Below are 21,734 nucleotides of genomic sequence, written 5' to 3'. Positions count from 1 at the left end.
CACAGGTCGCGTGCAGCGGTGGAAAACCTTCCCGCGCTGCGGCCTTTTGGCACGCAAAATGCTTGTAAAGGGTCGGCCGATCGTGGCCGGGTAAACAATCGTGCGGGGACCAGCCGTCCCCACCTTTCGCATCATCTACAGAGAGGCTCAATGACCAAGTACAAGCTCGAGTACATCTGGCTCGACGGATATACGCCGACTCCGAACTTGCGCGGCAAAACTCAGATCAAGGAATTCGCGTCGTTCCCGACGCTCGAGCAGCTTCCGCTCTGGGGCTTCGATGGCTCCTCCACTCAGCAGGCCGAAGGCCACAGCTCCGATTGCGTGCTGAAGCCGGTCGCGGTGTTCCCGGACGGCGCCCGCACCAACGGCGTGCTGGTGATGTGCGAAGTCATGATGCCGGACGGCAAGACCCCGCACTCGACCAACAAGCGCGCCACCATCCTCGACGACGAGGGCGCGTGGTTCGGCTTCGAGCAGGAATATTTCTTCTACAAGGACGGCCGTCCGCTCGGCTTCCCGGCCTCCGGCTATCCGGCGCCGCAGGGCCCGTACTACACCGGCGTCGGCTATTCGAACGTCGGCGACGTCGCCCGCAAGATGGTGGAAGAGCATCTCGACCTCTGCCTCGCGGCCGGTATCAACCACGAAGGCATCAACGCGGAAGTCGCGAAGGGCCAGTGGGAATTCCAGATCTTCGGCAAGGGCTCCAAGAAGGCCGCTGACGAAATGTGGATGGCCCGCTATTTGATGCTGCGCCTGACCGAGAAGTACGGCGTCGACATCGAGTTCCACTGCAAGCCGCTCGGCGACACCGATTGGAACGGCTCCGGCATGCACGCCAACTTCTCGACCGAGTACATGCGCACCGTCGGCGGCAAGGAGTACTTCGAGGCGCTGATGGCTGCCTTTGACAAGAACCTGATGGACCACATCGCCGTCTACGGCCCGGACAACGACAAGCGTCTGACCGGCAAGCACGAGACCGCGCCCTGGAACAAGTTCAGCTACGGCATTGCCGATCGCGGCGCTTCGATCCGCGTTCCGCACTCCTTCGTGAATAACGGGTACAAGGGCTATCTGGAAGACCGCCGTCCGAACTCGCAGGGCGACCCATACCAGATCGCTTCGCAGATCCTGAAGACGATCGCCTCCGTGCCGGCCGACAAGAAGGCCGCCGCCTAAGATCCTCCCGGCCCAGGCTGGGGGCTGGCCCGGGTTGGCTTTCAATCCGCCGGAGCTGCAAGGCTCCGGCGGATTTTTGCATTCGGATGACCGCGGTTGTCGTGGGTCTGCCAGCGATGCCGGCGTGATATCTGTCCATCACCGCCCAAACCGGGATAGAGTATCGGGACGATGCGCGGGGCCGGGGACACGGCTGGTGTTTGAAGGCTTCTACAAGGTGCAATTTCAGCTCGGCGACGGCGTCGGCCGGAGCGTGATGCATGCTGGCAATGGCAAGATGCTCGGCGGCAATTCGGCATTCGCCCATATCGGCACTTACGAGAAGACCGCAGACGGCATCGACATTGTCATCAAGACCGTCCGCCACAACCCCGATCCGAACTACCGCGCCATGGCCGGCACCGATGATGCGACCTTGATCGCGAAGGGTTTTGCCGACGGCGATCTCTACCGCTTCAAGGGCGAGCTCAAGGAGCTGCCCGGCGTCCCCTTTCAGTCGCTGATGACGCCGATCACGGAAGACGAGGTGCCGATCGCCGGCGGCGTCGGCGAGGATAGCATCGCCGATGGCCTCTACTCGGTTCACTTGCGCATGCTCGACGGCATCGATGGCGGGCTCACCGGCGTGATGCTGCTCAACCAAGGCCGCATCCTCGGCGGCGACGCCTCGTTCTATTATCTCGGCAGCTACACCGCTGCGAATGGTCGCTGGAAGGGGCAGATCCTTAACCAGGAGCACACGCCGGCCAAGGACGATCCGATTTTCGGCGGCCACGAGGTGGGTATCGGCTTCTCCGGCAGCTATGACGGCGAGCGGGCGGTGCTGGAGGCGACGGCGTTGGCCGGCAAGCGCAGTCTGCGGCTGACCGCCGCGCTCAAGCTGATGCATCGCGCCTGACCGTTGACGGGAAATTTCACATGGAAAAAATTCGCATGCTCTCGACGCTCGGCCTGATGGGCGCGATGCGCAGCCTGTCTTCGGCCTTCGAGGCGGCCTACGGCATCCATGTCGATGCCGACTTCGCGCCGACCCTGGCGCTCCTGAAGCGATTGCGCGCCGGCGAACCTGCCGACCTCGTCATCCTCACGCGCGAAGGGCTCGACGAGGTGATCGGCGACGGCCGGGTGATCGCAGATACCGCAGCAGACTTGGCGCGCTCCTATGTCGGCATCGCCGTGCGGACAGGACAGCCGCATCCCGATATCGCCACTGAAGCCGCGCTGCGCAAGGCGCTGCTCGCCGCGCGATCCGTCGCCTATTCGCGGCTCGGCGCGAGCGGCGTGTACTTCGCCCAGCTGATCGTGCGGATGGGCATCGCGGACGAGATCAACGCCAAGGCCACCATCCTCGAGCAGGGCTTTACCGCGGCGCGGCTCGTGAGCGGCGAGGCCGACCTCGCAGTGCAGCAGATTAGCGAGCTGAAGCAGGTCGAGGGCATCGAGGTGATCGGCCCGGTCCCGCATGATTTGCAGATTCCGGCCGTGTTCTCCGCCGGCCGCATGGCGAATGCGAAACAGGCCGAAGCCGCCGAGGCGCTGTTGCGCTACCTGGCCTCGCCGGAGGTCGTGCCCGTCCTGCGTCAGTCAGGACTCGAGCCTTGAAATCGCCGGGACACAGACGCAACGTGATATCCATGCGGACCTGTCTCTGTGCCATCCTCGTCCTGCTTGCCGTGCCCATCACCGCGCATGCGCAATCAGCCGACCTCGTCCTGTGCGACCGTGTCGCCGCCGATCCAAGCGATCCCGACAAGCCGGCCGACGTGAAGGGCGTGGCTGACATCGCGGCCTCCGACGTCGCGACCGCGATCAAGTTCTGCAAGCAGGCGGCATCATCGTCGCGCCGGGCGATGTTTGCGCTCGGGCGCGCCTATGCGGCCAACCGGCAGACAGCGGAGGCGATCGCGGCCTGGCGCAAGGCGGCCGACAAGGGATCGAGCGCGGCCATGGTCGAGCTCGGCGTGCTCTACGGCACCGGCTCCGGCGTCGCCAAGGACGACGCACAAGCGCGAAAACTGTTCGAGAAGGCGGCGCAGGCCGGCAATCCCCGCGGGGTCTCCAACCTCGCAGCGCTCGGCAATTCCGGCGACGCGGGGCCTGCCGATCCCGCGCAGGCGCGTGCGCTGCTCGGCAAGGCGGCCGAGACCAATGTGGAAGCGCAGTACCAGCTCGGCCTGATGCTTGCCAACGGCAATGGCGGCGAGAAGGACGATGTCGCGGCGCGCGCGCTGTTCGAGAAGGCGGCGGCGCAAAACCATCCCGGCGCGCTGGAGCAGATGGGCGCCTTCGCGCAGGAGGGCCGCGGCGGGCCGAAGGACAAGGACGCGGCAAAATCCTATTACGAGCGCGCCGCCGCGCTCGGCGACGAGGACGCCAAGAAGGCGCTGGAGCGGCTGCGCTGCCCCTACGCGATCAAGGACAAGCAAGGCAAGCTCGTCACTACGCTGTGCTTTTGATTTACCTCTCCTCCAGCGGGAGAGGTGAATCGAGCGGGTCGCGCGCCGGGACTTGCGGGTTCGAAAAGGAACTCGCGCACGGACGGGTCGTTGACATCACAACAAGCAGGAGGCGCAACCATGATCCGCAAGCTCGCGTCCGGCGAATACCGGCTTTATTCGCGCAAGGTGAATCCCAAAACCGGCAAGCGCCGCAACCTTGGCACCTTCAAGAGCCGCGCGGCGGCCGAGAAGCACGAGCGCGACGTGCAGTATTTCAAACGTCACTGACGCACGAGGCGGGTCGCGCGGGGCAGGCCGGCAAACCAAAAAGTCGAAAACAACCCCATGCACAGTAGCTAGGTGGCTGATAAAGCAGCCGATTGGCTGAAGAAACGGGCGGCTGCGGATTTTGCGAAATTTGCTTGACCCGTCGGGCAAAACACGTGCATGCTGGCATCATGGCACGATGGGCTCCGCGATCGGGAGCAGCATAGTTCACGATAGCTCCGGCCAGGACGATATCGAGCAGCCGTGCCAGGGAGCGGTTCCGGACCTGAAGCTTGTGAGGCTTGGTCTCGCCCTGTCGTTGTGGCGATCCAATCGATGCCTGCCCCGGATCGGATGTTCGCGACATCAGCCATATGCCAGTTCTGCCGATTGCCGGAAAGTTCAATTCGGGTATGCTTCGCCGGCTAGCCAACGCCAATTTTGTATTTCTTTTCCCAAAATGAATACGACACCGGAGGCACTCCCATGGGCCACAGATATCAAAGCATTCTTGAAACGATCGGCCATACACCCGTCGTGCGGATCAATCGTCTCGCTCCCCCGGACGTCAACTTGTTCGTCAAAATCGAGGCCTTCAATCCGCTCGGCTCGGTGAAGGATCGGCTGGCCCTTGGTGTGATCGAGGCTGCGGAGAAATCGGGGGAGCTGAAGCCTGGCCAAACCGTGATAGAGGCCACCAGCGGTAACACGGGAATTGGTCTTGCGATGGTTTGCGCCGCCAAGGGGTACCCGCTCGTGGTCACGATGGCCGAGCCCTTCAGTGTCGAACGCCGCAAGCTCATGCGCTTCCTCGGCGCGAAGGTTGTTGTGACGCCTGCTGCCGATCGGGCCGTCGGAATGATCAACAAGACGATCGAGCTTGCCGAGACGCACGGCTGGTTCATGACGCGGCAATTCGAGAACGAAGCCAATCCCGACTTCCACTCCAGGACCACGGCGCTCGAGATCCTGGACGATTTCGCCGGAGAACGGCTGGACTATTGGGTCACGGGCTACGGAACTGGCGGCACGCTGAAGGGCGTCGCGCAGGTGCTCGCCAAGCAGCGTCCCGAAACCAGGATCATCGTCTGCGAACCCGAGGACGCGCAGCTCCTGGGCAGCGGCGTCGAGCAGCAGCGCAATCCGAATGGCACGCCGGCTGCGCCACATCCGGAATTCAAGCCACATCCAATGCAGGGCTGGACACCTGATTTCATTCCGAAGCTGACCGGCGACGCCGTCATGATGAAGGTCATCGATCGGATTCTGCCGATCGCCGGCGCCGATGCTCTCCGATGCAGCAAGGAGCTTGCGACCAAGGAAGGCATATTTGTCGGCATCACGTCAGGGGCAACCATGGCTGGCGCGCTGAGGATCGCCGCACAAGCAGAGAAGGGCGCAAATATTCTTTGCATGCTGCCGGACACCGGCGAACGCTATCTCAGCACGCCACTCTTCGCCGATGTCTCCGCCGACATGAACGAGGAAGAGCTCAAGATATCCCGCTCCACACCGACGGCTCAGTTCAAGACATAGCTGTCGAAACGATCCTGCAGGGGATTATGTCAAAGCAGCGGTGTTCGCCAGAAAATGTGTGCATTTGGCAGGCTGCGCCCAGCAAACGAGCAGGAAGGTGCGAGCACGCGCCACTTGGCTGATCGCTCGGAGAACCAGGGCCCGATCCAATTCTCCGAGCGGCGTTTTCAGCAAATCATTGTGTTATCGCCGTGGTCGCAAACGCCTTTCTTTGCGCCCCAAAGCGCGGCGGCAAATGAACCGACGGGAGGCGCTGGAGAGAAGGCATAGCCATCTCGGCGCGCTTGCGCTCCAGACCAAGCCGTACTCTGGTGGGCCTCAAGGGTGGGCTTTGCAAATGCGGCGGCGGGCTGGACGCCGAATGCGACGGTGGCGATCGCCAACGTTGCGAAGACGACAACTGGCCGTCGTGATTTTTCAGCAGTCATTTCGGTGCTCCGTCGATCGGATTGCGGTGAACGTTTGGCACTTCGACAATACCGTAGCGGGTTGGTTGAGGATAAGACGCAGGCAGCCAGCGCCGTATTCCCGTTGGGCCGCACGTAAATTTTAGGGCAACGGTTCACCGTCGCGAAAAGTGCAATCTCTGCAAGAGCAAAGCGCCGTCACGATGCCTGATCACAAAAGCGTTTGGCTGTGGCGCGCTGCTTAGAAGCGCACTTCCTCATTCTGCCGCGCCGAACCAGGCACGAGCCATTGAAGAGTTGCAACGCCCCGCCACGTGAAGTCCCCACTCCCGCTATCGGCACGTGCGTCTGCGGTGAGCCGCAGCTGCCAAGGGATTGACGGTCACAGTGCACTCAACCTGCGATTTCCGGAGGGTATGCGAGACGTGGCCTCGTTCTGACCGCCGAGGAACCTACGTACCCACCGGCCGCGCATTGATTATTCCTAATGTCGCCGATCCTAACCCAGCATTAACTATCCATTCCTGTTGCTTGTGGAACCTCGATTGCACAATCGATCTTCACTCTACCTTAGATGATCTGCTGGTAAACGGCTGGCGGAATGTTTGACAACCGATGGCAGAAAGACGTCGAAGTTCTGAGTTGGAAGTATTGGAATGAATGACGGGAATTTCACGGATGCTCCAGAACCTTGCTGGGCCATCAGGGGCGACACTGCCGTTGACGTTGGGAACTTACGCGTTCCTGATCTCGCTCTTGAGCGTATTCTATATTTCCAACGCGTCCCTCATCTTAAGTCACTATGACCTCGGCTGGCATTTGGCCGCTGGTGACCTGATTAGAAGCGAAGCGCACGTTCCATTCCAGGATCCTTGGTCATTCACGCTCGGGACCAAGCAGTGGTTCAACCTCTCCTGGTTATGGGATGTTATCGCCAGCTTGATTTTTCAGTACGCGGGGTACGGTGGTCTTGTCGGCCTGGTTGTCGTGTGCGGTGCGTTGATCGTTGGATATCTGACGTCCGCCTGCTTAGCGGTTGGGGCTTCTTCGCTCGCAGTTTGCATCGCGATCTTCATGACATGCCTTTTATATCCGGCATACGAGGCTGCACCCAATACCTACTTGGCAGCATCTCCGAACGTCGCAACAATGCTCTTCAGCGTCATTTTCTACCGGGAATGTCTGCAGTCCAAGAAATTGTTGCTGTTGCCCTTGCTAATGATCCTCTGGGTCAACTTGCACGGAGGATTTGTACTGGGCTTCATGATCCTCGCTGTCTTCGGCGGTGGTGCGCTGCTCCGGCGCGACTGGAACAGGCTCAGAGCCATAGCGGTGGCCGGGATCGGCTGCTTCGCCGCGACTTTCGTCAATCCGTTGGGCTGGCACATCTACCAGGGTGTAACGGAGACGTTGGGGCACTTCATTCAAGGAAACATTGGCGAGTGGCTGCCTTATTCCCACAACATCGAAATTCCAGGTAGCATTCCCGGAATGGCTTACATTCTGGCGTTTGTCGCGCTCGAATTGCGCTACGGGATATCCACGAAGATCCGCCTCGAACCCCGCATTCTTTCTTGGGTCTTTCTTGCGCTCGGGCTCCACCAATTTCGATACATGTCCTTTTTCTTCATTTTCTCAACACTCCCCGTGGCTCTACACCTCGATTGGATTCTTCCTAAGCAGCTGCAGCAGCGACTAGTTCAGCGGGTCCTCATGACTGCGGCGATCGTTGGCGTATGTGTACTCCCCCTGACTTTTCTTCAGATCGGGCCGGCTCTGGCGTTGCCTGAGATGCTATCGGAGCAAGACGCCGAATATCTGCAAACACATCTCTCGCACGCACGTGTGCTCAATCATTGGAACGTGGGAGGATATCTGATCCTTCTCACCCATGGATCAGTCCCCCTGTTTGTGGACGGGCGGGCCGCGACCGCCTATCCCGACGAACTATTACGAGACTATTTTAGGCTCGTTCACTCGGAGGTCGATGAAGGCACCTGGGACGAAGTCCTTGAAAAATACCACATCGACGCCGTGTTGTGGCTGAAGGGGCATGAACAACTGAGGCAGTTTCTCGTCGAAAAGCGCGGTTGGAAGGAGGAGCATACCGGCCTTTACGAGAGCGTATATACAAGGCCGGCGATGGGACGTTGACGAGGAATAGACAGTCCAAAACATTTCCGCTGCGGGTCAGTCATAAGCGGTCATTTTTGCTGATCGTTCGCTTGGTGAGGCGAACTGGGTGCGGGACGAGGTCGGCGCCATAGGTGGATTATCTTAACTTTCACCGGTCTATCTTTCGCGGTTTGAACCCTGGCTATGTTCGAGTGCGTACATGAACCGGATGCTGGTCGGCTTTGCGGTCCTTGCGATCGGTGCTGTTTCGGTCGGAGCCTCGATTGTCAAAAAGCAAGCTTTTGCAGAGTCGCATCGTCGAAGCCGGCAAACCATCCTTTATTACACCCTAAGCCGGATCGATAATCCTGTCATCGTTCTGGGCGACAGCATTGTCGAAGCGTCTACCCTGCCGCGCGAGCTCTGCGGCCATGCCATAGTCAACGCTGGCCTGGATGGTGCCTCGACGACGAGCGATTTGGGCGACTGGCTGATGGATGCGCTCGACGGCAAACCCGCCGCCGCTATCGTGATCGCATTAGGGATCAACGACGCGTTGGGGGCTGCGCGGGACTTGCCGCAATTCGAGGCGAACTACAACTCGCTCGTGGCGACGCTTTCCAAGGCGGCGGCCCATGTGATCATGCTGGAGGTTCCGCCGCTCGATGCTTCTCCTCGTCTTGCCGTTGAGACGCGAACGAAAGCGACGCGGCTCATCGACAGCTATAATTCCGCTCTGCCAGCACTCGCCGTCCGCAGCGGCGCGACCTTTGCTGCCTTGCCGCCGCTGCCGACGCCGCACACTATTGACGGGGTACACCTGAGCGGCGCCGGGTATCAGCTTTGGAATGAAGCCGTTCTGAAGGGAGCATCGGTCTCGTGCGGCTCGAAATGAAACCAGCGGCTGCCGCTGTCCGATCGAACAAGCTTCCGGGATTGGAGCTGTTGCGCTTCCTGACGGCTTTTGCCATTTTGTTATTCCACTATCGCCAATTCGCCTTCGTAGGCGACAGGGAAGTGGGTCTTATTCAGGATCGGCTGCCGATCTATTGGCTTTTCGGCCCGCTGTACCATAGCGGCCCGTATGCGGTCCGGGTATTCTGGTGCATTAGCGGCTTCATTTTTTTCTGGAAATATCGCGACGCGGTCGCCGGTTGCCTGCTCGACGGATGGAAATTCTTCGTCCTGCGTTTCTCGCGGCTCTATCCACTGCACCTCGTGACGCTTCTGTTCGTAGCCGCGCTTCAGCCCCTGTACTTCCAGCTTACCGGATACTTCTTTGTGTACCAGAACAATGATGCGCTGCATTTTCTTCTTCAGTTGTTGATGGCGAGCAACGCTACGACCCAGGAAGCCCTAAGTTTCAATGGACCGATTTGGTCGATATCAGTCGAAGTGCTGGTCTATTTCTTTTTCTTCGTGATGTTGCGGGCGACCCGGTCCTGGCTGCTCAATCTGGTGGTCATCGCCATCAGCCTGATGATTCCCGGACAAGTCGCAGACTGTTTCGCTTTCTTTTATGCGGGCGGACTGGCGGCGATGGCGCGGCAACTCGTTACGTCTCGAACGATTCATCCTTTGGCGGCCGAAGGCGCAAGCTGGCTCGCCGCCAGCGTTGCAACCGCGCGCCGCCGGGGCATTTATCGCTTCGCCATGAAGCGACGCGCATGTGCACGCTGGGCTTTATGACTGGACGAGGGCGTTCCCCCGCGTTCCCCGGCCGTCCGCAATGGGTCCACAAGCCGTCGATGATGACCAAGCGGCGCGACGTCCGCTTTAGCCTCGGAAGCCGACGTTTGTGAGCGCTCGACTACCCCCATCACGGCGCGGAACACGCCGCTGCCGTCTTCACCCAAGCCACCACCAGCGCACCGGCCTCTTCCTGTTCCCGGTGTGGGGGTTACGGGGGTTACGGTGACAGTGCACTCACCGGCGGTGTTCGCCAAGCGTTGACCGGCGCTGTGGCCCTTAGGATGGGGGCGGCCTGTAATTTAATGCACTGTCACCGTAATTACAGGTCTGACAGATAGCGGATCACCGGTGTTGGGACGGCGGAGCCATGCCAATTGGCCGGAGTGCTGGAGATCGCCGCAGGAAAAACTGTCTCACCCACCATGCCGAAACTGAAACGGCCATCCAGGCCAAGATGGCTGCGGCGAATGCACCGACCACATTTGTCCCCGCCGTCGCCCAAAAAGTCACAGCGAATCCGGCAAGGCCAATGCTGCCAAGCCCGGCACCCGCGGCGTCCAGTGCCGCGGCCTGCTGTCCGCGTCGCGCCCCGGCAAGACCGGCATTCGCTTTGGCGCGACGCTCATGGCTTTCAATCAGGGTCGCACTGGCGCAGAAGATGGCGGGAAGCGCAAGAAAGAGCCCGCCTACGGCCGCCCCGAAATATTGACCTATTATTCCGGCGAACACAGTCGCAAGCCCCCCGAGCAGGAAGCGGACGCCGTATTCATACCAGCGCGTCTTCTCGAGTGCCGAGGATGTCAGCTTGACCAGCATCAGGCGGCACCTCCGAGACCCGCGAGCAGGCCGAAGGCGACTGCGAGCCATACGGCAAAAGCGATGATGCTGGCGGGCAGCGCCGCGAGCCGAGACCTTATCAGAACGTGGCACACGGCGAGGCTGTAGCAGGCGAGGGCTGCCGCACCGTAGATCATGCTCCAGCTTTCCGCCGCGGCGTATTGCGAGCCGTGGCGCGCGACCGCGATGCCGAGCGTGGCGAGCGCGACAGATGGCGCCGCGCCCAGGAGGCCGCCAAAACTCCTGGGCCGCAGCATGTCGCCGAGCATTGCGAAGGCGGATACGATCACACCGCCGGCGAAGAAGCGGAGGAGATACTCAGCCATGACGTGCCCCCCGATCCACAGGCTCTCCGCTCCGCCTTGCCAGCGTCCAAGGCCTCAACATCCGCTCGACCACGATCCCCAGCGTGAAGCCCGCGACCACATCGCTGGCCCAATGCGCGAGCAGCGCGATGCGGGTCAACGAGAGGGCCATCGCGATGGTGCGCACGAGACGTCGCCGGGACGGGGGCAGCAGGGCGCCGGCGGATGCCAGCGCGCCCATGTGGACGGCGTGGCCAGACGGAAAGGCATCGCGTGCTCTTCCGGAGAATGGGATGCCACGCCGATGGCCGAGCAGGGTCAGCCGATCCGGTCTGATCTGGTCGAACACGGTTTTCAGGATGTGCGGGAGCACTGCCGTCGCCAGCGAAACGGTCAGGATGTGATTTGCGACCCTACGCTCCTCGGGACGCCGAAGACGGGCGTAGAGCCACGCCGTCGCGGCAAGTCCAAGCAGCACATGCTCGTCGGCGCCCCAAGTCAGCGCTTCCGCCGTCTCTTCGAACTGCGGGTTCGCATGATGGGAGATCGCGTTGGCAATCGCGAGGTCAGTACGGGTGGGCTCGACAGTTATGAGGGCCATCAGTCCAGAAGCGGAGTTTGTTTATGACGTTTATGTAAAGCTTCTGTGACGACAGGGTTCCATGTCAGGGTTGGCTGACAAAGAGAAGGGCCGCCTCGACATCAATCAAGGCGGCCCTCTTTTCAAACAAAGTTGAAGGAGCGCGATTTAGGGCTGCCCCGATCCGCCCGATGAGCCGTAGACCTGACCGGTCGCATAGCTGGCGTCGGCAGCTGCAAGCTGTACATAGATCGAGGCAAGCTCGGCGGGCTGGCCGGGGCGGCCGAGCGGTGTCATGCCGCCGAATTTTTCAAGCTTATCCATCGTGGCACCCCCGGACACCTGGAGCGGTGTCCAGATCGGTCCCGGAGCAACGCCGTTGACGCGAATGCCCTTGGAGGCGAGCTGCTTTGCCAGCGACTTCACGTAATTCATGGTCGCCGCTTTGGTCTGCGCGTAGTCGTAGAGGTCGGGCGAGGGATCGTAAGCCTGCTCGGACGCGGTTGCGACGATACAGGATCCCGGCTTGAGCTGCGGCAGCGCCGCCTTGATGATCCAGAACGGCGCGTAGATGTTGGTCTTCATGGTCGCGTCGAAATCTTCCGACGTCACGTCGAGGATGGAGGCGCGCGTCTGCTGCCGGGCGGCGTTGCTGACGATGATGTCGAGGCCGCCGAGACCTTGCACGGCCTGTTCAACCAGTTTCTTGCAGAAGGCTTCGTCCTTGAGATCGCCGGGGATCGCAAGGCCGGTGCGGCCTTCCTTCTTGATCAGCGCGATCACCTCCTGTGCGTCGGGCTCCTCCGCCGGAAGATAGTTGATGGCGACGTCCGCGCCTTCGCGCGCATAGGCGATCGCGGCTGCCCGGCCCATGCCGGAATCACCGCCGGTGATCAGCGCCCTACGGCCGGCGAGCCGGCCGGAGCCCTTGTAGCTGGTCTCGCCATGGTCCGGCCGCGGCTCCATCTTGCCGGCGAGGCCGGGCCAGGGCTGCGATTGCTTTTTGAATGGCGGTTTCGGATAGCGGCTGACGGGGTCGATCAGGTCCTGCTCGGCCATGCCTGTGTTTCCCTTCGCTGTCGAGGATGCCAGCGAAGCCGCGGCGAGCGTGGCGCTCGCAGCGTGCACGACGTGCCGGCGGGTGACTGTGGTCTTGTCCTGATGTGCCATGAAGGCCTCCGCGATTTGCAGTCTCAACCAGCGGAGCAAAGCATCGTTGCTAATCGAGGACGCCGGCGGAGCCGACGTCCTCGAAAGGTCCTATTTCGACTGTCCGACGCTCGGCGCCTTGCCGAGCTCTTGGGCCATGTCGAGATGATGCCTTAGCGTGGGCACGGTCTTGCCGGCCCAGTCCTTCAGCGCGGCATTGTCGCCACCCTTGGCATAACGGTCGAACAGCGACACGGCGTCTTTGTGTGCGCTGACCTGGTAGGAGTCATAGTCCGAACTGAAGTCCTTACCCGAGGCATTCTTGAGCTTGTCGAGCTTGCTCTGGTGCGAGCTGTCGAGCGCAGTCGGCAGCGTGGCTTGCACCTTGCCGTCACCGACGAGGGCCTTCAGCTCGCTGCTGGTCTTGGTGTGGTCGGTCACCATCTGCTGAGCGAAGGTTTTCTCCTGCGCGTTGCCCTTCTGCTCGGCGAGCTTGCTCGATTCAATTTCGAACATGTCGCTGATGGCGACCTCCTTGACGAAATCGGCGGTCGCCGGCGCGACGCCGAGCGCCGAGTTGACGCCGGTTTTCTCGCCGAGCGACTGGGCGAGCGCTGGGCCTGCGAGGAGCACGCAGGCAGCGGCGATGGCAATACGTTTCATGGTCCGGTCCTCCGATTGGCCACGCGGCCTCCGCGCGGATCTTTGCGCCAATCAACACGACGCCGGGACCGATGTTCCTAATCCGTCGGATTTCGGCCGGTGCGGGGATTGATCGGATCGGTCGGCTTCCGTCGCAGCCGCTCCGGCAGGAACGGCTCGGACGATGAGGCCGACGGGGCAGCGCGCACATCGGCATGATGCTGCGCCCGCTCGTGCGGCGTCTGGTTGGTACTGATCTGGCGCTTCACGTCGACGCCGCCGACGGGGTCGTTGACGCCATGTTGAATGTCACGAAAGTCGCTCATGATTCACCTCGTTCCTTTCCGAGCAATCTTTTCCAGCACCTGCCGCCCTCGGACTTTGGTCCGCCTACGATTCGAAACCACCCGGCACCAATGCGCGGTTCCTCACGTCCCTTAGTTGAGCCCGCGGCGGAGCTTCTCGATGATCTGGCTCTGATCGTCCGCTTACTCTTGGACGGCCTACCTCGCGCGCTCCGTGCGTTCCGGATCAGGAGGCGGCGGCTTTGGAGGCGGCTTCTTGTCGGCCATATCTTGTCGGTCATGTCGCCAACGTTAGGTGGGTGGCATTAGTCCGGGAGACCGTAGCCATTCGCTCATGTGCGAGCCTGTTTCAGCTTGCCGGGCTCTGCGGATCAAATCTTCCCGGGCCGCACCAGGTGGGAGCGATTTGGCTTCATCAAGCAGGCGCTTTGCTTCTGCAGTCAAACGTTCTTCGAGGGACAAGGTTTGCCTGAACCGGCGACGCTGCTTCATGACGGGCCTCGTTCATACGGGTCCTAACCGTAGGAGTTGCAGTCAAAACGTTAGTCTATGCGGTTCTGTTCCATCCTTTACAAATGCTTGAAAAGCAAATCAGGTCACTACCGTTTTCAAACCAGGCGACCGAGGCGCATCCGGGTCCCATCACTGCGCGGGACATACCGCTCCGCTCTTCACCCAAGCCTCCACCAGCGCGCCGGCCTGCTCCTGCGTGCCTGGCGCGGGCGAGCGGCCGAAGCCGGGCTTCCAGGCCCAGCCGACGAGAGTGTCCTTGCCGATGTGATCAATCAGCGCCTCGACCTTGCGGCCGCCGTTGCGCGCGGGGTCCCTGATTTGCTCGCAGATCTCACTGATGCTCTTGCCTTCCCAGGCCATCTCGCGCGGTGCGAGGTGCCATTCGGGATGGCCGGGAATGCGGCCGGGCTCGAAATTGGCCTTCTGGTGACAGGTGGGACAGCGCATCGCCTCCTGGCCATGGCCGTCGACGCCGCGCGTGACCGGCGGCTGATGCGGGCGCGGATTGTCGCCTTGCCGCGGGCTGTCGCCGGCCGGATGGCAGTTGGTGCAGCGCGGATGCGTCAGCACCTTGCCGAGCTCGGTGAAGATTGCGGCTGAGCGTTTTTCGGTGTCGGCAATGTTCGCAAAACTCTCGGGCGAGGCGAGGCCGTGGCTCGTGTCCGACGCGGCGTAGCCGGCGCACAGGCTGCTCGCCAGCGCCGCCATCACGACCATGATCTTGATGCGCGCGGTCTTCATCGCTGGCGCACTCATTTGGTGGCGACGAGATAGCGGGTTGAATCGGCGAGGATCACGTCGCGCACCGCCTCGTGATATCTGATGTAGCCGGTGCAGCGGCACAGATGGCCGTCGAGTGCATCCGCGATGGTCTGCTCCAGCGCCTCGCGTGCGACCGGCGTGCGCGCCAAACGTTCGAGCAGCACTTGCCCCTCATTGAGGAAGCCGGCGGTGCAATAGCCGCACTGAAAGGCGAAGTGATCGATGAACGCCTGTTGCAGAACCGAGAGCTGGCCGTTCTTGGCGTGGCCCTCGATGGTGCGGATCGACTTGCCGTCGAAATTCACGGCCGGCGCGACGCAGGTCGGGCTGGTGGTGCTGGTGCCGTCCGGCTCGTCGACGATGATGGCGCAGCTCAAACATTGCGCGGCGCCGCAGCCGAACTTGGTGCCGGTCATGCCGAGCATCTCGCGCAGGAAATCGTTCATCGAGAGATCGTCGCGGACGTCCATCGGTCCGTGCTTCCGGCCGTTTATGGTGAGGCTGACGGTGGTCACGCCAAAACTCCCTTCAAGAGGTTTGCCGTGACCGGCAGCGCGCGGAAACGGTGGCCGGTGGCATCATGGATGGCATTGATCAGCGCCGGCACGATCGGGATCATCACGACCTCCGCCATGCCCTTCGGTGCTTCGTCTGGTACGAGCGGCTTCAGCATCTCGATCTCGAGATCGCGGAGCGGCAGGTCGGAGCCGCGTGCGACCAGATAGCGCCCGAGATTCCATTCGCCGTTGCCCGGCCCGCCCTCGAACGGGGGCAGGGTTTCGAGCAGCGCGTAGCCGACGCCCATGGCGAAGCCGCCCTGGGCCTGGCCCATCACCACCTCGGGCACGAGCGCGGTGCCGCATTCGAACACGCTATAGGCCTTGGCGATGCGAAGCGCGCCTGTTGCGCGCTCGATCTCGACGCGGACCAGCGTGCCGCACATCGAGGTGTAGGCGGTGCCGATGCGGTTGTTGTCGGTCGGCGGAAATTTGACGCTCGTGCGGTTGATCCGCTCGAACTTGCCGTTGCCGCGGCGGATCGCGAGTGCATCGATATCCGCGCGGTATTGCTCGCCGAACAAGGGGAAGCGCGCCCTGGACCAAGCCCAGCGCGAAAAACTGTGCGCGACCGCGCCGGTGACGAAGCCGCGCGCATGGGCGGTTGCGGCGAGCGCCGACAGCGCCAGCGGTTCAAAGCCGGGCATCGTGAGCTGGCCATTCTGCCAGCTCGCGCTCGCCCATTGCCGGGCGCGCGCGTCAGTCTTCGCAATGTGCCACAGCTCCAGCGCGGCGGGCCACAGGCCGAAGCGGAAGATGATTCGGGCGGCCTCGGCCGACGAGTGCGTGCCGACATGGGCGCCGATTGACGCTGATGTCGCCGAGGAGATCGAGGGCACCCAGCGCGGATTCCGCTCGGCGGCGTCCTGCGTTTTCTGGTCCATGGTGTAGGGATCGCCGGAGGAGACGAGGCCGAGCACGTCGTAGCTGTCGACGCGGGCGACCGAGACCTCGTCGGCGATGGCGCCGAGATGGCCGGCGACGCGGTTGGCCAGCGCCGTGCCGATGCCGTTGCCCATCTCGACATGGTCGCAGAAGATCGAGATCTTGCCGTCGGCGCCGAGCTCGACGCGGCCGAGCGAGCAGTCCGCGCCGGAGCCGTAGTCCTTGGTGACGCAGGCAACCCCGGTGCCGACCAGCCGATCTCCCGTGGTTTGCCTGAGCTGCGCGCGTTGCTGCCAGATTGGATGAGTTTCGAGCTTGTCGAGGATTTCGGGCGTGCGCACCGAGACGATATAGGGATTGCCGGTCATGGTCCGGCCGTTTTGCTTGAGCGCATTGCGGCGGCGGAATTCGATGGGATCGAGCTGGAGCGCGCCTGCGGCCTCGTCGATCAGCGCCTCGAGCGCGGTCATGGTCTGCAGCGTGCCGTAGCCGCGCATCGAGCCGGCCGTGACGCCGCGCGAATGCAGCGCGGTCGTGGTGACGTCGACCTTTGGGATGTCGTAGATGCCGATCGCGCCGGTGGCGGCAACGACGGCCACGTTGGTGGAGAAGTTCTGCAGCCCGCCGCCGTCGAGCACATGGTCGGCGGCGAAAGCCTTGATCAGGCCGGTGGCGCGGTCGATGCCGATGCGCGAGCGCATCTTGATCGCGTGGCGTTTGATGCCGCCCTGGAATTGCTGGTAGCGGTCATGGGCGAGCCGCACCGGCTTGCCCGGGAAGCAGATCGCGGCCAGCGCGACATAGAGGATGAACGGCGTGTGGTCGCGCCCGCCAAAGCCGCCGCCGACATGGGCGAACTGCGCGTTGATATGCGCGGGCTTGTAAGGCGCGTGGGCCTTGCCGAGCAGATGCGCGAGCGACTCCGCGGCTTCGTAAGGCGACTGCACGCCGAGCACCAGCTCGAGATTGCCGCCTTTATTAGCTCCCTGGCCGCCGTACCAGGCCAGCCCGCACTCCGGCTCCAGGAACATCGGGTCGACCGATTGCGTCTCGAACTCGCGGTCCAGCACCAGGAGAGAGGCGTCGTCCGCGGCCAACTCGGCACGGATCTGCTCCCCAAGCTTTGCCGCCTTGACGTAGTCGGCCGGCATCTCGCTAGCGAGCGGCGACCACACCGGCAGCGCCGTGGTCTGCACCTTCTTGGGCGACACCCAGCCAGCCCGGATCGGCGAATAGACGTCGGGCTTGTCGGGCGAGGGGCCTGCGACGCGGGTGAAGCGGTAGGAACCGTAATCGGATGCGATCACCGGGCCGGTTTCTTCGCCGAACTTGACGAAGGTGCCGTCGCGCAAGACGAGCCGGGCCTGGTCGAAGGCGTCGAACGTTTCGAAGATCAGCAGCGCGACCGGCTGTCCCAGATAAAGCGGCGTCTTGCCGGGCGGGCAGAACAAATCGCCGGCATAGAACTCCGGCACTTGCGTGCCGATGTGGTCGAGATCGCTGGCCGCGACGACGACGGATGGCTTCAGCGCGCCGCTGAGGCGGGCAAGGTCCATGCCGGTGTAGACATGGGTCGCGTCGTTGGCGCGCACCAGGATCGCGTGCGAAGTGGTCTGCGGCCAGCCGGGCAGATCGTTGGCGCGGAAGTCGGAGGCGTAGAGCTTTGCGCCCGTGACCTTGGCGACGCCGTCGACGCGGCCAGTGCCTTTTGTTGCTGGATTGAAATGTCCCCGGCCGGGCAGCGTCTCATGCGCCGCGAAGGGCGCGTTTGCCGCCGCAGCGAGATGCGACAGGCTGACTGAGATGCCGCCCGCCGATAACCACTTCACGAACTCGCGTCGCGAAGGCCGCATGATCTCATCCTTGTACAACGCTGGCGGGAGGCTGTCATGATTCGCCCATGCGGAAATAGAACAGGGCGGCCGTTTACGAGAGGTGAAGGCGGCTCCGCGCGAACGCAGCCGCCTTTCGTCTGGCCCAAGCCTTTCACGTCAAGTCTTCACTTGAGATCAGCGATCGTCGCGGGGCCGGGGCCGGGGGTGACCAAGGTCGGCCACTGCTTGGAGCCGAACGGAACCAGCGGCGGCAGGAACGGCGTCATGCCGCGCTTGGCCGTCTCGGCGACGATTGCGGCGCGCGCGTCGCCTCCCATCAGCTCGTAATCCATCAGGTGATAATTGCCGAAGAACAGCGCGCCGACCGAGCGATCCGCGATGATCCGCGTCAGCGATTCCAGCATGTCCGATGGCGTGGTGGTGAAGGAGACCGTCTCGATCAGCAGCAGGCGCGTGTTGATGGCCTCCGCGCCGAAGAACTGTGCGAGCACGCTGAAGATCACGTTGTTCTGCCGTGTGACGTAGATGGTGTTGCTGGCGCCATAGGTCTTCTCCCAGTCGGGACCGAGCTGTGCCTTCCAGTCTGCCAGCACGCCCATCCAGTGCGCGACCTGGGTCTGCGCCGCCCACGCGACGTTCTTGGCGAGGAACGGGGCCTGTTGTTTGCCAAAAGCCTCTAACTTCGCGAACGGAATGACGCCGCTGGCGAGGCATTCGTCCATGAAGGCGATGTTGTTCTTCAGGATGGTGCGGTTGTTGTCGCGCCAGTCGGCCTGCATCGGCGTGGCGTCGAGGCTGTCCAGCGCCGACTGCATCCGGCTGCGAAAGGCCAGCATGGCGCCGCGCCAGGATTTGTTGTCGGGATTGTCGACATAGGGGCCGACCACCTCGGCCAAAGCCATGGTGCTGTGGCCGACCGATTTCAGCAGCTGATAGACGACCGGCACCTGCGGCGCATCGAGCGGCGGCTGGCCCGGCCGATAGAGGATCAGGCGTCCGCCGGCGCCGGAGAACAGGCCGAGGATCACGGGGTGCTTGTCGAGGATGTTCTTCTGGAAAACCTTTGAAGCCTCGCCATAGAGCTCGAACATCGCATTGTTCAGAGCCAGCACGTCCTTGGTGGCGATTTCGCCGGGCGTGGAATTGGTCCTGCCGGAGATCGGCGCCATGTAGTCGGGCAGAGTTTGAGCCGTTGCGCCGCCGCCGAGCATCAGTGCGGCGGCCATGGCCAGGCCAAAGCGAGTTTTCATCGGTATTCCCCCCGGGTGCGTTCTCGGCAAGCGTCAGGTCGACAGACGTCGGTCAGATTCGCTGGACCACGCCACCCGTGCTTCTGGCCGAAAATTGCTAAGGATTTGTCAGGAGGGGGCAAAACCCGGGCCCCGCCGGGCTTCCTTTGGCGGCCCGCATGGCCTATTACGCCGCAACGCAACATTTCCCCAAAAGACCCCATGATCCGCCTCGACAACGTCAGCAAGCAAGCCGGCCACCAGATCCTGTTCATCGAAGCCTCGGCCGCCCTCAACAAGGGCGAGAAGATCGGCCTCGTCGGCCCGAACGGCGCCGGCAAGACCACCCTGTTCCGGATGATCGCCGGCGAGGAACTGCCCGATGAAGGGCAGGTCTCGACCGATCGCGGCATCACCATCGGCTATTTCAACCAGGACGTCGGCGAGATGTCTGGCCGCAGCGCCGTCGCCGAGGTGATGGATGGCGCAGGTCCGGTGAGTGCGGTCGCGGCCGAACTGCATGAGCTCGAGACCGCGATGGCCGACCCGGACAAAGCCGACCAGATGGACGAGATCATCGCGCGCTACGGCGAGGTGCAGCACGCCTTCGAGGAGCTCGACGGCTACGCGCTCGACGGCCGCGCGCGCGAAGCGCTATCCGGCCTCGGCTTCAGCCAGGAGATGATGGACGGCGACGTCGGCAAGCTCTCGGGCGGCTGGAAGATGCGCGTGGCGCTGGCCCGCATTCTCCTGATGCGCCCCGATGTCATGTTGCTCGACGAGCCGAGCAACCATCTGGATATCGAAAGCCTGATCTGGCTCGAGAAATTTTTGCATGATTACGAAGGTACGCTGTTGATGACCTCGCATGACCGCGAGTTCATCAACCGCGTGATCTCCAAAGTGGTCGAAATCGATTCCGGCTCGCTCACGACTTACGCCGGCAATTACGAGTTCTACGAGCAGCAGCGCGCGCTGAGCGAGAAGCAGCAGCAGGCGCAGTTCGAGCGCCAGCAGGCGATGCTCGCCAAGGAAATCAAGTTCATCGAGCGCTTCAAGGCGCGCGCCTCGCACGCGGCCCAGGTGCAGAGCCGGGTCAAGAAGCTCGACAAGATCGAGCGGGTCGAGCCGCCGCGCCGCCGCCAGACGATCGCGTTCGACTTCCTGCCGGCGCCGCGCTCCGGCGAGGACGTCGTCGCCTTGAAGAAGGTGTTCAAGGGCTACGGCAGCAAGCGCATCTACGACGGGCTGGATTTCATGATCCGCCGCAGGGAGCGATGGTGCGTGATGGGCGTCAATGGCGCCGGCAAGTCGACGCTGCTCAAGCTCGTCGCCGGCGCGAGCGAGCCGGATGAGGGCACCGTGGCGGTCGGCGGCAGCGTCAAGATGGGCTATTTCGCCCAGCACGCGATGGACCTGCTCGACGGTGAGCAGACGGTGTTCGAGTCACTCGAATATGCGTTTCCGACCGCGGGACAGGGCTCTTTGCGCGCGCTTGCCGGCTGCTTCGGCTTCTCCGGCGACGACGTCGAGAAGCGCTGCCGCGTGCTCTCAGGCGGCGAGAAGGCGCGCCTCGTGATGGCCAAGATGCTGTTTGACCCGCCGAACTTCCTGGTGCTGGACGAGCCGACCAACCATCTCGACCTCGCCACCAAGGAAATGCTGATCAATGCGCTGTCGGATTTCGAAGGCACCATGCTGTTCGTCTCGCACGACCGGCATTTTCTGGCGACGCTGTCGAACCGCGTGCTGGAACTGACGCCGGAAGGCATCCACCAGTTCGGTGGCGGCTACACGGAGTACGTCGCGCGCACCGGGCAGGAGGCGCCGGGATTGCGGAGCTAGTCAGCTACGTCAGGTTTCGTCGAAGCCATTCCAGGCGCTCCTGCTCTTCTTCGGGAGATCGACGTTCCACGAGCACGAAGCCCACGAATTGACCATTTTGATCTGACCAGAAATTTCCAGACCCTGCGTTGGTCGTGTAGACTGTGATGGTTACGGGAGCCGACGGACTCAGCTTCTCCAGCGCAGCTAGCAGTGATGGAAAGCCACGTGTAGCGATGCCAGCTCCAATTGTTCTCTCCTGCCGTCTTCTGAGTGATCGGAGCCAAAATTCGGCGGACGCGTAGTCCGACACCCCTGTCACAGAGTCAGGCCGCGTCAGATCCGGTCGCTTCAGGAAGTCGAGTGCCGCCGCCTTGTCTTCGTTTGCCGGCAGCAAGCCGATCATTTGCGCCAGCGATTCGACAGCAATAGCCACAGGCTCTCTCCAAAGAGTGGTACGCTCAAGTAATTTTCGTACGAAGTTTGCCAAGCGGCGCAATGCACCGACACGCTGATCCTGCCGATCCATTTTCCCGCGCCGACCGCGGTCTGATCAAGCCGTTCGGCGCCGCCTTTGACTACTGTTTCAAGCGGGACTAGGGCGATCGCGCTTCGGACGCGTCCAGAGCCCCGTTCCGGGGCTCTCAATTCTTGTTTGACGCGTTTTCCTG

General features: G+C 62.5%; 21 protein-coding genes. 10 read left to right on the top strand and 11 right to left on the bottom strand.

Annotation, left to right across the window (positions count from 1 at the left end):
* The first annotated feature begins 150 nt into the window (after positions 1-150).
* The 9 genes from JJE66_RS21115 to JJE66_RS21075 all read left to right on the top strand — a co-directional run bounded on the left by JJE66_RS21115 (position 151) and on the right by JJE66_RS21075 (position 9,637).
* Entirely contained in the window at positions 151-1,185 is a 1,035-nt protein-coding gene (locus tag JJE66_RS21115; protein WP_200516436.1) for a glutamine synthetase beta-grasp domain-containing protein, read from the top strand.
* Positions 1,186-1,381: 196 nt separating this feature from the next.
* Entirely contained in the window at positions 1,382-2,083 is a 702-nt protein-coding gene (locus JJE66_RS21110) for a GrlR family regulatory protein (protein WP_200516435.1), read from the top strand.
* Between the two features lie 20 nt (positions 2,084-2,103).
* On the top strand, positions 2,104-2,787 hold the full coding sequence (locus JJE66_RS21105; RefSeq protein WP_200516434.1) for a substrate-binding domain-containing protein: 684 nt from the start codon (positions 2,104-2,106) through the stop codon (positions 2,785-2,787).
* A 32-nt stretch (positions 2,788-2,819) separates the two neighbouring features.
* Positions 2,820-3,641, top strand: a complete 822-nt coding sequence (locus tag JJE66_RS21100; RefSeq protein WP_200516433.1) for a tetratricopeptide repeat protein — start codon at positions 2,820-2,822, stop codon at positions 3,639-3,641.
* 120 nt (positions 3,642-3,761) lie between these two features.
* Positions 3,762-3,911, top strand: coding sequence for a hypothetical protein (locus tag JJE66_RS21095; protein ID WP_084292415.1), 150 nt, complete (start codon positions 3,762-3,764; stop codon positions 3,909-3,911).
* Positions 3,912-4,376: 465 nt separating this feature from the next.
* On the top strand, positions 4,377-5,426 hold the full coding sequence (cysK, locus tag JJE66_RS21090; protein WP_200516432.1) for a cysteine synthase A: 1,050 nt from the start codon (positions 4,377-4,379) through the stop codon (positions 5,424-5,426).
* Positions 5,427-6,511: 1,085 nt separating this feature from the next.
* On the top strand, positions 6,512-7,987 hold the full coding sequence (locus tag JJE66_RS21085; protein ID WP_200516431.1) for a hypothetical protein: 1,476 nt from the start codon (positions 6,512-6,514) through the stop codon (positions 7,985-7,987).
* A 181-nt stretch (positions 7,988-8,168) separates the two neighbouring features.
* The gene (locus JJE66_RS21080; RefSeq protein WP_200516430.1) at positions 8,169-8,843 is read left to right on the top strand and encodes an SGNH/GDSL hydrolase family protein; all 675 of its coding nucleotides are present in this window, start codon (positions 8,169-8,171) and stop codon (positions 8,841-8,843) included.
* Positions 8,828-9,637 carry an acyltransferase gene (locus tag JJE66_RS21075; protein WP_200516429.1) on the top strand — a complete coding sequence of 270 codons (810 nt, stop codon included), beginning with the start codon at positions 8,828-8,830 and terminating at the stop codon, positions 9,635-9,637. Before JJE66_RS21080 ends, JJE66_RS21075 begins: the two co-directional genes overlap by 16 nt.
* A 345-nt stretch (positions 9,638-9,982) precedes the next feature.
* Here JJE66_RS21075 and JJE66_RS21070 read toward each other — a convergent pair whose 3' ends face one another.
* The 10 genes from JJE66_RS21070 to JJE66_RS21025 all read right to left on the bottom strand — a co-directional run bounded on the left by JJE66_RS21070 (position 9,983) and on the right by JJE66_RS21025 (position 19,260).
* Entirely contained in the window at positions 9,983-10,456 is a 474-nt protein-coding gene (locus JJE66_RS21070; protein ID WP_200516428.1) for a hypothetical protein, read from the bottom strand.
* Positions 10,456-10,803 (bottom strand): hypothetical protein, encoded by a 348-nt coding sequence (locus JJE66_RS21065; RefSeq protein ID WP_200516427.1) that lies wholly within the window; start codon positions 10,801-10,803, stop codon positions 10,456-10,458. Before JJE66_RS21065 ends, JJE66_RS21070 begins: the two co-directional genes overlap by 1 nt.
* On the bottom strand, positions 10,796-11,383 hold the full coding sequence (locus tag JJE66_RS21060; RefSeq protein ID WP_200516426.1) for a phosphatase PAP2 family protein: 588 nt from the start codon (positions 11,381-11,383) through the stop codon (positions 10,796-10,798). Before JJE66_RS21060 ends, JJE66_RS21065 begins: the two co-directional genes overlap by 8 nt.
* A gap of 147 nt (positions 11,384-11,530) precedes the next feature.
* On the bottom strand, positions 11,531-12,421 hold the full coding sequence (locus JJE66_RS21055; protein ID WP_200518614.1) for an SDR family oxidoreductase: 891 nt from the start codon (positions 12,419-12,421) through the stop codon (positions 11,531-11,533).
* Between the two features lie 201 nt (positions 12,422-12,622).
* On the bottom strand, positions 12,623-13,174 hold the full coding sequence (locus tag JJE66_RS21050) for a DUF4142 domain-containing protein (protein WP_200516425.1): 552 nt from the start codon (positions 13,172-13,174) through the stop codon (positions 12,623-12,625).
* Positions 13,175-13,251: 77 nt separating this feature from the next.
* Positions 13,252-13,479, bottom strand: coding sequence for a hypothetical protein (locus tag JJE66_RS21045; protein ID WP_200516424.1), 228 nt, complete (start codon positions 13,477-13,479; stop codon positions 13,252-13,254).
* Positions 13,480-14,100: 621 nt separating this feature from the next.
* Positions 14,101-14,712: an Isoquinoline 1-oxidoreductase subunit gene (locus JJE66_RS21040; RefSeq protein ID WP_246756488.1), complete on the bottom strand. Its 612-nt coding sequence runs from the start codon at positions 14,710-14,712 to the stop codon at positions 14,101-14,103.
* A gap of 11 nt (positions 14,713-14,723) precedes the next feature.
* Positions 14,724-15,248, bottom strand: coding sequence for a (2Fe-2S)-binding protein (locus JJE66_RS21035; RefSeq protein WP_200516422.1), 525 nt, complete (start codon positions 15,246-15,248; stop codon positions 14,724-14,726).
* Positions 15,245-18,028 carry a xanthine dehydrogenase family protein molybdopterin-binding subunit gene (locus JJE66_RS21030; protein ID WP_200516421.1) on the bottom strand — a complete coding sequence of 928 codons (2,784 nt, stop codon included), beginning with the start codon at positions 18,026-18,028 and terminating at the stop codon, positions 15,245-15,247. Before JJE66_RS21030 ends, JJE66_RS21035 begins: the two co-directional genes overlap by 4 nt.
* Positions 18,029-18,174: 146 nt before the next feature.
* On the bottom strand, positions 18,175-19,260 hold the full coding sequence (locus JJE66_RS21025; RefSeq protein ID WP_200516420.1) for a hypothetical protein: 1,086 nt from the start codon (positions 19,258-19,260) through the stop codon (positions 18,175-18,177).
* 201 nt (positions 19,261-19,461) lie between these two features.
* On the opposite strand from JJE66_RS21025, the gene JJE66_RS21020 reads away from it, so the two are divergent.
* Complete coding sequence (locus tag JJE66_RS21020) at positions 19,462-21,084, top strand: ABC-F family ATP-binding cassette domain-containing protein (RefSeq protein ID WP_200516419.1); 1,623 nt, start codon at positions 19,462-19,464, stop codon at positions 21,082-21,084.
* 4 nt (positions 21,085-21,088) lie between these two features.
* On the opposite strand, the gene JJE66_RS21015 is transcribed toward JJE66_RS21020, so the two are convergent.
* On the bottom strand, positions 21,089-21,499 hold the full coding sequence (locus tag JJE66_RS21015; RefSeq protein WP_200516418.1) for a hypothetical protein: 411 nt from the start codon (positions 21,497-21,499) through the stop codon (positions 21,089-21,091).
* Between the last annotated feature and the right edge of the window lie 235 nt (positions 21,500-21,734).

Origin of the sequence: Bradyrhizobium diazoefficiens (genome assembly GCF_016612535.1) — a bacterium.
Taxonomy (GTDB): domain Bacteria; phylum Pseudomonadota; class Alphaproteobacteria; order Rhizobiales; family Xanthobacteraceae; genus Bradyrhizobium; species Bradyrhizobium diazoefficiens_C.
Note: the sequence above shows the minus strand (reverse complement) of the source record. Positions and strands in the feature narration are given on the sequence as shown.

Coding starts and splice junctions, on each gene's coding strand:
- JJE66_RS21040 (WP_246756488.1), bottom strand. CDS start 14,712: ATGAAGACCGCGCGCATCAAGATCATGGTCGTGATGGCGGCGCTGGCG.
- JJE66_RS21050 (WP_200516425.1), bottom strand. CDS start 13,174: ATGAAACGTATTGCCATCGCCGCTGCCTGCGTGCTCCTCGCAGGCCCA.
- JJE66_RS21045 (WP_200516424.1), bottom strand. CDS start 13,479: ATGAGCGACTTTCGTGACATTCAACATGGCGTCAACGACCCCGTCGGC.
- JJE66_RS21115 (WP_200516436.1), top strand. CDS start 151: ATGACCAAGTACAAGCTCGAGTACATCTGGCTCGACGGATATACGCCG.
- JJE66_RS21100 (WP_200516433.1), top strand. CDS start 2,820: ATGCGGACCTGTCTCTGTGCCATCCTCGTCCTGCTTGCCGTGCCCATC.
- JJE66_RS21060 (WP_200516426.1), bottom strand. CDS start 11,383: ATGGCCCTCATAACTGTCGAGCCCACCCGTACTGACCTCGCGATTGCC.
- cysK (WP_200516432.1), top strand. CDS start 4,377: ATGGGCCACAGATATCAAAGCATTCTTGAAACGATCGGCCATACACCC.
- JJE66_RS21055 (WP_200518614.1), bottom strand. CDS start 12,421: ATGGCCGAGCAGGACCTGATCGACCCCGTCAGCCGCTATCCGAAACCG.
- JJE66_RS21070 (WP_200516428.1), bottom strand. CDS start 10,456: ATGCTGGTCAAGCTGACATCCTCGGCACTCGAGAAGACGCGCTGGTAT.
- JJE66_RS21030 (WP_200516421.1), bottom strand. CDS start 18,028: ATGCGGCCTTCGCGACGCGAGTTCGTGAAGTGGTTATCGGCGGGCGGC.
- JJE66_RS21095 (WP_084292415.1), top strand. CDS start 3,762: ATGATCCGCAAGCTCGCGTCCGGCGAATACCGGCTTTATTCGCGCAAG.
- JJE66_RS21080 (WP_200516430.1), top strand. CDS start 8,169: ATGAACCGGATGCTGGTCGGCTTTGCGGTCCTTGCGATCGGTGCTGTT.
- JJE66_RS21105 (WP_200516434.1), top strand. CDS start 2,104: ATGGAAAAAATTCGCATGCTCTCGACGCTCGGCCTGATGGGCGCGATG.
- JJE66_RS21025 (WP_200516420.1), bottom strand. CDS start 19,260: ATGAAAACTCGCTTTGGCCTGGCCATGGCCGCCGCACTGATGCTCGGC.
- JJE66_RS21065 (WP_200516427.1), bottom strand. CDS start 10,803: ATGGCTGAGTATCTCCTCCGCTTCTTCGCCGGCGGTGTGATCGTATCC.
- JJE66_RS21020 (WP_200516419.1), top strand. CDS start 19,462: ATGATCCGCCTCGACAACGTCAGCAAGCAAGCCGGCCACCAGATCCTG.
- JJE66_RS21085 (WP_200516431.1), top strand. CDS start 6,512: ATGCTCCAGAACCTTGCTGGGCCATCAGGGGCGACACTGCCGTTGACG.